This window comes from uncultured Gimesia sp. (assembly GCF_937910335.1).
Classification (GTDB): Bacteria; Planctomycetota; Planctomycetia; order Planctomycetales; family Planctomycetaceae; genus Gimesia.
In genome coordinates this window covers 1-9,323 of the sequence record NZ_CALEMX010000095.1, presented here as the reverse complement: position 1 = coordinate 9,323, position 9,323 = coordinate 1, and the positions used below count along the sequence as shown (strand labels likewise).

General features: G+C 47.9%; 7 protein-coding genes. All 7 read left to right on the top strand.

All coding sequences use genetic code 11. The features are described 5' to 3' along the window. Positions 1–2,442, top strand: a 2,442-nt coding sequence (locus Q0668_RS03800) for a WD40 repeat domain-containing protein (RefSeq protein WP_298860081.1), incomplete at its 5' end; no start/stop codon positions are given. A 398-nt stretch (positions 2,443–2,840) separates the two neighbouring features. Beyond that, a complete protein-coding gene (locus tag Q0668_RS03795; protein ID WP_298860079.1) occupies positions 2,841–3,920 on the top strand; it encodes a carbon-nitrogen hydrolase family protein in 1,080 nt (359 codons plus the stop codon). Between the two features lie 429 nt (positions 3,921–4,349). Beyond that, positions 4,350–5,696, top strand: a complete 1,347-nt coding sequence (locus tag Q0668_RS03790; protein WP_298860077.1) for a Na(+)-translocating NADH-quinone reductase subunit A — start codon at positions 4,350–4,352, stop codon at positions 5,694–5,696. 204 nt (positions 5,697–5,900) lie between these two features. Beyond that, on the top strand, positions 5,901–7,151 hold the full coding sequence (locus Q0668_RS03785; protein WP_298860075.1) for an NADH:ubiquinone reductase (Na(+)-transporting) subunit B: 1,251 nt from the start codon (positions 5,901–5,903) through the stop codon (positions 7,149–7,151). Continuing rightward, complete coding sequence (locus Q0668_RS03780) at positions 7,141–7,944, top strand: Na(+)-translocating NADH-quinone reductase subunit C (RefSeq protein ID WP_298860073.1); 804 nt, start codon at positions 7,141–7,143, stop codon at positions 7,942–7,944. The genes Q0668_RS03785 and Q0668_RS03780 overlap by 11 nt, the downstream gene beginning before the upstream one ends. Before the next feature lies 1 nt (position 7,945). After that, positions 7,946–8,569: an NADH:ubiquinone reductase (Na(+)-transporting) subunit D gene (locus tag Q0668_RS03775; protein WP_298860071.1), complete on the top strand. Its 624-nt coding sequence runs from the start codon at positions 7,946–7,948 to the stop codon at positions 8,567–8,569. Between the two features lies 1 nt (position 8,570). Further along, positions 8,571–9,182 carry an NADH:ubiquinone reductase (Na(+)-transporting) subunit E gene (gene nqrE, locus Q0668_RS03770; protein ID WP_298860069.1) on the top strand — a complete coding sequence of 204 codons (612 nt, stop codon included), beginning with the start codon at positions 8,571–8,573 and terminating at the stop codon, positions 9,180–9,182. Positions 9,183–9,323: the final 141 nt, after the last annotated feature.

The following is a 9,323-nucleotide window of genomic DNA, read 5'->3' as shown; positions in this document are numbered from 1 at the left end:
CTGAATAACCCGGCAACGGAAAACCCATTATTCCTGCTGGTGGCATTGGAAGAACTACGCGGCTTTGGTTCGTTCGCTGATCTGAATGACCGCATCAAGCACTTTCCCCAAGGGCAAAATGCGATTACAGAACTGTTCCGTCAGGTGATCGAACGGCTAGAGGCCGAGTTTGGTGGCGAACTAGTCCGTAATGTATTCTCGTTACTCGGTAGCGCGCGCAGTGGTCTCTCAGAAGCTGAGCTGCAGGGGTTGCTCAACAATGACGGAGAAGCCGAGAATCTGTTTCCAATCCTGAGCCAAGCTCGCCCCTATTTGCATCCTCGCGGCAACCGAATCGATTTTTTCCATCGAGGCCTTTACAAAGCCATCCGTGAGATGTACCTGGCAAGTGACAAGCAGCAGATTGCAGCCCACCAGCAATTGGCTGCCTATTTTCATCGCCAGCTTAATCCAACAGACAGACTCTCCTGGAGTGGTGACTGTCTTCGGGCAATTTCCGAATTGCCCTACCATCAAAGCCACGGGGAATCTTGGGATGAATTAGAAACAACTCTTACATCAATTCGGTTTTTGGAATCGAAGCATCAAGCGGGATTGGTCTTAGAGTTGGCTGCAGACTTCACAACAGCCGTTACATTGCTTCCCCACGACCGACCGCAACGTCGAATTTTACGGCTGCTGGAGGAAGCCCTTCGCCGCGATCTGAATTTCATTGCCCGTCACGCAAAGGACTATCCACAAGGACTGTTTCAATGTCTCTGGAATTCCTGCTGGTGGTACGACAGCCCCGAAGCTGACGGTCATTACAGTCAAGATGAGGAGGGTGGTATGAGTTCCACTCCCCCCTGGGATCGACCAGGACCGAAGTTGTATGAGCTGCTTGATCGATGGTCGATGGAAAAAAAGTTAGTTCCTCTGAATGCCAGAATATTGAAGAAAACTAACATTGAACAATTGCATCTCTGTCTGCGTGCTTCCCGTCCTCCACTACTTCCCCTTGATTCAGCCCAACGGGCCCAGTTTACAGGACACTTTAACGCAGTCAGCAGCGTTGCCTTCAGCCCCGATGGCAGACTCATTGCTTCGGGATCGCATGATAATACAGTAAAAGTCTGGGATGCTGAGAGTGGTGCTCAACTCGTACAGATGAATGGGCACAAAGAAGCGGTCAACAGTGTCGCATTCAGCCATGATGGCCGACGGATTGTCACTGGTTCTAACGACAAGTCTGTACGAGTTTGGGATGCCGAGAGTGGAGATCAACTCGTAGAGATGAATGGGCACACGCAGTATGTTACCAGTGTGGCATTCAGTCCCAATGGTCAACGAATTATCTCTGCGTCCAGGGATATGACAGCTCGGATCTGGGACTCCAGGAACGGTGAACAACTTTTGCAGTTTGAAGGAGTTGCAGAGCATGTCAAAGCCGGGACTTCTAGTGTCACCAGTGTGACGTATAGCCCTGACGGACATTTAATCGCTCTTGGAAATGGGCTCGATGGGAAGCGGGAAGGCTCAACAGTACAAATTCGGGACGCCAGTAGTGCTCAATTAATCGTTGAACTTACCGGGCACTCCACGGTTGTCACCAGTGTAGCGTTCAGCCCCGATGGCAATCGAATCGCATCTGGATCAAATGATAATACTTTGCGAGTCTGGGATACTGAGAGTGGTAAGCAGATTAAACAATTCAAGCCGCAATCATTTTGTGGATTTAGCAGCGTGGCGTTCAGCCCTGACGGACGACACATTGTGAGTGGCGGCTTATACGATAGTGTAATACGAATTTGGGAACTCGAGAGCGGCGAACAAATCGCACAACTCGACGGACACACAAATTTCATCACGAGCGTGGCATTTAGCCCTGATGGCAAGTACATCGTCAGCGGATCGAACGACGTAACAGTTCGGATCTGGGATCCTGAAGCGGGAGAATTGCGAGGGCCACTCATTGGACATACGAGCTATATCTCTAGCATGACTTATAGTCCCAACGGCCAGTATTTTGTTAGTGGCTCTCAGAGCTATGGGGACAAGACCATACTAATCTGGGATGCCAACACTGGATTGTGCTTGAAGATTCTCGAAGAAGACCCAGATTACGTAAAAATAGAGGAACTAGAAACAAGAGTCAAAAGAACCGCTGCAGGATTGGACTTTCTTCTCGTTCGTTTGTTGAGATGGATCTGGACTTTAAGCTTAAAAAGATTTCTTCCCACACAGCAGAAGCCAAGACCTATCTCTCTGTATCCGCGTCTCATTGAATCTTGCGTTAAGTCTTCCACTTCTGGAAGACCGCTAGCCTGGATTCCCGGCGATATCTCACTCGTGAGCTTTCACCATTCGAATTGCAAGTGGATCGGAAAAATGGGGAACCAAGTTGTCATTTTTGAATTGTATCGAGAAACATCAAATGTCGAAGAGGATGTGGCTGCGGATTGACTTTGAATAAAAACGACACAAAAAGGTGATTTTGTCAGCTTGTCGAATGTTGGTGGGTCTATCGTGGCACACCAGACGAGATCAAAATGATTAATGATTCGCTGACCAACGGCGTTGAAAAACGATTGTTTTAGAAACTCGTGAAAAGCAGGCCTCTCGGAATACGCCCCATTTTGCTGACTTCCTATGCGCCAGGAGAATTCATACCTTATTCCGGAATCTGGTTCAATTAGATGATTTCCGTCTGGAAGGGCTTCGACATGCACGTTTTAATCCACGTGATTCGGCACAGAACCGGGCTTCTGTTGACAATTTAAAATCGTTCATCCATCATTTATTTATTCCATGGATTTGACGCATTAGTCCATTCAACGTCTTGTGTATACAAGGGTCTGACCATGATTTCTGAAAACAACCAGAAACTGAAGAGGACAATGCCGTTCAAGATCGCTCCCATAGCCATGTTCATTGCGCTTGCGTTGCTTGTCACTCCAGGAAGTGCGGATTCTAAAACCAGCGGTCGGCCGGTACGGATTGTGACGTTATCGTTTGCTAATGGGATGAGTCTGAATGATGTCGAAAAACTCGTGAATCGTGAGGCGGCCAAAGGAGTCGATCTAATCGTTCTGCCGGAGACCTGGACGGGTCGTAACCCAGAGCGATTGAACGGTCCAACGACTAAAGCGATGTCAGCTCTGGCGAAAAAGCACGAGACTTATATTGTAAGTCCAATCTATCGCATTGTCGGAGACACTACATTTAATTCGGCGATTCTCATCGACAGGAGCGGCAGCGTGTCATGTGTCTATGACAAGGTGTGTCCACACCCACCGGAATACCTGTCGAAATATGAAGGGTTAACGCTCAAAAATGCACTGACCAATTTGAAATGCGGCAGCAAGGCCATGGTTTTCGAGACGGACTTTGGCAAGGTTGGAATGGCAATCTGCTTCGACATTGCCTTTCCCGAACTCTGGCAGGAGATGGCTGATCAGGGGGCGGAACTTGTCGTTTGGCCCAGTGCCTATCCCGGTGGATTATCGCTGCAGGCCCACGCGATCAACCATCACTACTACATCGTCGCGGCAACGCACAACGGTCGAGCCAATCAAAATTGTCCGGTTGTGGATATCACGGGAGAGCTGATCATTGACGAGGGTATCCCCGACAAGAAGACCAGTGATGTAACCATTGCCCGATTTACGCTTGATTTGGATCGGGCCATTTTCACAAAAGATTACAACTATCTGGGCAAAGCACATCAGATAGTCCTCGATCATCCGGGCGACGTGGAGATCGAAAAGTTCATGCCGCACGAGGCATGGTTCGTGTTGCGAGCCAAACGTCCCGGTGTCAGCGTTCAAAAACTTGCGAAGCAGTACGGCTTGCGTCAACTCCGCGACTCCCTCAACTTTGCTCGGCTTGAGGTCGATAAACGACGCGGCAAGAAGCTAAATGCCTCGCTCCGTAATCCGTAGGGGCAAAAAACTCAGCCAATCCCTATTTGCAGAACTATTCAACGCTTGCGCCTTGGCTGGTTCTCCCATCTCGTCTGCTTCATGTATCCCAAACGCATACGTTTTCTGATCTCACCCATTAGTATAGACCTATTTACCGAAATCGATTTGAATTTTGATGCTTCGAAAATTTTAATTTGAGCCATGTGAAACGGGATTTTCCGAAACAGAATGAAAAATGATGCAATTAGTACCTTGCTTTCACTACAAAAAAAGGGGGATCTGTGTAAAATAACCGCGAAATATTAGCCAGTTTCCCTGGCGCGCCTATAAAGAAGTCACAGAACAGCAGGGATGCACGTGTCGTTTTTGTGCTGCATTCAGATGGTTTGATAAACCACATCAGGCGAGTTAATAAGAATAACTCGTTGTATTCAGGTTCAAAATTCAATGATTACAATTAAAAAAGGGCTGGATCTGCCAATTGCCGGCGAGCCTTCTGCGTTGATCGAAAATGGGCCGGCCATTCGGTCCGTTGCTCTGATTGGTCCTGATTATGTCGGCATGAAGCCTACGCTGGCTGTTGACGTTGGTGACACTGTCAAAAAAGGCCAAGAGCTTTTCAGTGATAAAAAGACCGAAGGCGTCATTTTTACCTCTCCCGTCTCGGGCAAGGTGACTGAAATCAATCGTGGTGCAAAACGCGTCTTTCAGTCGATGGTCATTGAAGTCCAGGGTAGCGATGAAGAATCCTTTGCTGCTTATAGCGATGAAGCGCTGGCGAGTTTGACTCGGGATCAGGTTCAGGACAATCTGTTGAAATCCGGATTGTGGACCAGCTTGCGAACACGTCCTTACAGTCGTGTGCCCGCTCCCGGAACTACGCCGCATTCCATTTTTGTAACTGCCATCGACACCAATCCATTGGCACCGCCTCCTGAAGTGGTTCTGGGCGAAGAGCCCCGTGCGTTTACTCAGGGATTAGAGACGCTACGAACATTGACTGAAGGGAAGCTTTATCTGTGTAAAGCTCCGGGAACCAATTTGCCCGGATGTGAACTGGATTTTGTGACTGTGGAAGAGTTTGGTGGTCTCCATCCCGCCGGGCTGCCGGGTACACATATTCACTTTCTTGATCCCGTGAGTGATAAAAAAACGGTTTGGAATATCAATTACCAAGATGTGATAGCCATTGGTAAGTTATTTTCGACAGGCAAACTTGACACAGATCGCGTGATTTCCCTGGCGGGTCCTGTAGTCAAAAACCCCAAGTTGTTGAAAACGACTTTGGGTGCCAGTCTGTTCGATTTAACGGAAGGCAATCTTGAAGAGGGCGAGAATCGATTGATTTCCGGTTCGGCACTTTCCGGCCGTACCAGTCAGGGGCCGTTTGCCTATCTGGGTCGTTATGCATTGCAGGTGACTGTGCTCAAAGAAGGCAACCATCGTGATTTTCTCGGATGGATGGGCCCCGGGTTCGACAAGTTTTCAGTCGTACCTGTGTTTATCTCTTCCTGGTTAGGGCAGGGGAAAAAACATTCGTTTACGACCTCGACTGAAGGAAGTAAGCGGGCGATGATTCCGATTGGGACTTATGAAAAAGTGATGCCTCTGGATATTTTGCCTACATTCCTCCTGCGGGCGTTGATTACAGAAGATACCGAGCAGGCAAAAGAACTGGGATGCCTGGAACTGGATGAAGAGGACTTGTCGTTATGCACGTTTGTGTGTCCCGGAAAATATAACTATGGGTCGTTACTGCGTAATAATTTGACAAAGATTGAAATTGAAGGTTAATGCGAAGTGTGCCCGTGCGGGCAAATGGCATTGATAAAGTAATGCGGTCGAGTGTGTTGTTAACCTGAAAGATAAAATTGTTAGCCCTTGATGTCATCTTGGAATAATTTCATTTCAAATGACGGTAGAGATCAGTAGTCAAAGTTGGTGCTTACCAGACTGGCTCTGTTCCGGGGTCATCAAACAAGAAAGATAAAGCACGAAATGAAGCCGTTACGAAATCTTCTTGATAAGGTACACCCTCTTTTCGATAAAGGGGGAAAGTTCGAGAAGCTTTACCCACTTTATGAAGCAAACGATACATTCCTTTATACTCCCGGTGAAGTGACAACTGAAGCTTCCCATGTGCGCGATTCGATCGACTTAAAACGCATGATGAGTATGGTAATTGTTGCGTTGCTTCCCTGTGTGTTTATGGCACTTTACAATACAGGCTATCAAGCAAATGCGGCGATGAGTGCAATGGGCATTGACTCGGTTGCTGGTTGGCGTGGCGAGGTGATGGCCACTGTGGGGATCGCCCCTGATGCGAGCAGTCTTGTTTCCAATCTGGTCCATGGCGCGCTTTACTTCTTCCCGATCTATATTGTTTGTATGGCCGTCGGTGGTATGTGGGAAGGTCTGTTCTGTATCGTGCGTCGGCATGAAATCAATGAAGGCTTCCTGGTCACCGGGATGTTATTCCCCTTAACGCTGCCTCCTACGATTCCTCTCTGGCAGGTGGCCATCGGAATCTCGTTTGGAGTTGTGATCGGCAAGGAAATTTTCGGGGGAACCGGAAAGAACTTCCTCAACCCGGCATTAACGGCGCGTGCGTTTCTTTACTTCGCTTACCCTGCACAGATTGTTGGTGATACCGTCTGGACTGCCGTCGATGGCTTCAGCGGTGCGACTTCACTCGGTCAAATGGCTGTCGCTTCGACAGAAGTTGGCATGAAAGCGGTTACGAATCCTATTGCCGAGGGTGGTCTGGGAATATCCTGGATGCAGGCATTCATGGGACAAATTCAAGGATCCATGGGAGAAACCTCTACGTTTGCCTGTCTGTTGGGCGCCATTTTTCTGATTCTGGCTGGTATCGGTTCCTGGCGTGTGATGGCAGGTGTACTGATAGGCTCGATGGGGCTCTCTGCTTTGCTTTGTTGGGCAGGCAGTGAGAGTACTACGAATGCGATGTTCTCGATGCCACCACATTGGCATCTCGTTGTGGGGGGGCTGGCCTTTGGTTTGGTCTTCATGGCAACAGATCCGGTGTCGGCTGCAATGACGGACACGGGTAGATGGATTTATGGATTTTTGATTGGTGGAATGACGATCCTGATTCGGGTCGTGAATCCGGCGTACCCAGAGGGAATCATGTTGGCAATTCTGTTTGGAAATGTCTTCGCACCTCTGATTGACTATTACGTTGTTCAAGCAAATATAAAAAGAAGGTTGGCGCGAAATGTCGCGTGATTCAATAGGTTTCACATTTTTAGTATCGGCCGCATTGTGCGTGGTCTGTTCGGTTCTCGTCTCAGGCGCAGCTGTTGGCTTACGCGGTCTGCAGGAAGAGAACAAAGAGAACGAACGTAAAAAGAACATTCTCTCAGCCGCCGGTTTGATCGAACCGGGAGCGAGTGCTGCGGACATCAAGAAGATTTACGATGAACGCGTGAAGGGAATTATCGTTGATTTGAATACAGGTCAAGTGGTGACTGACGATAAAGAGTTGTTCCCGAACCCTCAGGAATATGATCAAAAGTCAGCCGCCGACAACCCGAAGATGAGTATGGTAATTCCACCTGCTGAAGATTTTGCAGGTATCAAACGGCGTGAAACCTATTCTTGGGTCTACCTGATTAGTAACGAAGAAGGAAAACTGTCTCAGTATGTACTGCCTATCAGAGGCAAAGGTCTCTGGTCAACACTCTGGGGTTTTCTGGCGTTGGATACGAATTTGAATACCATCGCAGGTTTGACGTTTTACGAACATGGTGAAACGCCTGGGCTGGGGGGAGAAGTTGATAACCCCAAATGGAAAGCGCTCTGGAAAGGAAAAGAAGCCTTTGGTAAAGACTTCGATCCTGAAATTGAAGTCATCAAAGGCAACGTCGTTCCGGGCTCTAAAAATGCAATTCATGAAGTCGATGGTTTATCAGGGGCAACGATTACCTCACGCGGTGTAACCCATTTGCTTGATTTTTGGCTGGGTAATTTAGGATTTAGACCTTATCTCGAACAACTACGAGAAAAGGGGGAAAAATAGAATGAATTCAAATCAAAAAGAGGTTCTGACCGGACCGATTTTTAATAACAACCCGATCGCCTTGCAAATCCTGGGGATTTGTTCGGCTCTGGCTGTGACGACCAAAATGGAAACCGCGATGGTGATGAGTGTCGCGGTGATTTTGGTGACGGCCTTCTCGAATGCCGCTGTGGCGTCGATTCGATTACAGATTCCGGGCAGCATTCGAATTATCGTGCAAATGACAATCATCGCATCGCTGGTGATTCTGGTTGATCAGTTTTTGAAAGCATTTGCTTTCGGCATCAGCAAGCAGCTTTCTGTGTTTGTTGGCTTGATCATTACCAACTGTATCGTGATGGGGCGTGCAGAAGGTTTTGCGATGAAAAATGAGCCGGGCATCAGCTTCCTGGATGGGGTTGGTAACGGTTTGGGATATAGTGCGATCTTAATGATTGTGGCTTTCTTCCGTGAACTGTTTGGGTCGGGAAGTCTGTTCGGCGTTCAAATATTAACGCTCAGTCGCGAAGGTGGCTGGTATGAAGCGAACGGGTTGATGTTATTACCTCCGAGCGCGTTTTTTATCATCGGTTTTTTCATCTGGGTGTTACGAACCTTTAAGACCGAGCAACTGGAGGAAGCATAACATGTTAGAACATTATCTCAGCCTGTTTATCAAATGTCTGTTTGTTGAGAATCTGGCGCTGGCTTTCTTTTTGGGAATGTGCACCTTTCTGGCAGTTTCCAAAAATGTTAAAACCGCTTCGATGTTGGGGATCGCCGTCATCGTCATCCAGTTTATTACCGTTCCCGCCAATAATTTGATCTACCAGCATTTGCTGAAAAAAGGGGCTTTGGCCTGGGCCGGATACCCAAACGTGGATCTGACTTTTGTCGGTTTGATCTGTTATATCGGTGTGATTGCGGCGATGGTGCAGATCCTGGAAATGACGTTGGATCGATACTTCCCTGCTTTGTATAACACGCTGGGAATCTTCCTGCCGTTGATTACCGTGAACTGTGCCATTCTGGGAGGCACGCTCTTCATGGTCGAACGCGATTATAACTTCTGGGAAAGTTGTACATTCGGACTTGGTTCCGGCATCGGCTGGGCAATGGCGATTATGGCATTGGCGGGCATTCGTGAAAAATTGAAATACAGCGATGTACCACTTGGGCTACGCGGATTAGGTATCACCTTTATTACCGTTGGTTTAATGGCGATGGCCTTTATGGCGTTCTCCGGAATCCAATTATAAATCTTCACTACACTACATTCTATCTTTTATAACGGTCAACGTTTTATCATGAATGAAATTGTCCTCGGCGTTATTATGTTTACGACCATTGTGTTAGCTTTGGTTGCTCTCATTCTGATTGCCAAATCAAAGCTGGTTGCT

Excerpts from the sequence above, each read along its gene's own strand:
- Q0668_RS03775 (WP_298860071.1), top strand. The coding sequence starts at position 7,946 with ATGAATTCAAATCAAAAAGAGGTTCTGACCGGACCGATTTTTAATAAC.
- nqrE (WP_298860069.1), top strand. The coding sequence starts at position 8,571 with ATGTTAGAACATTATCTCAGCCTGTTTATCAAATGTCTGTTTGTTGAG.
- Q0668_RS03790 (WP_298860077.1), top strand. The coding sequence starts at position 4,350 with ATGATTACAATTAAAAAAGGGCTGGATCTGCCAATTGCCGGCGAGCCT.
- Q0668_RS03795 (WP_298860079.1), top strand. The coding sequence starts at position 2,841 with ATGATTTCTGAAAACAACCAGAAACTGAAGAGGACAATGCCGTTCAAG.
- Q0668_RS03785 (WP_298860075.1), top strand. The coding sequence starts at position 5,901 with ATGAAGCCGTTACGAAATCTTCTTGATAAGGTACACCCTCTTTTCGAT.
- Q0668_RS03780 (WP_298860073.1), top strand. The coding sequence starts at position 7,141 with ATGTCGCGTGATTCAATAGGTTTCACATTTTTAGTATCGGCCGCATTG.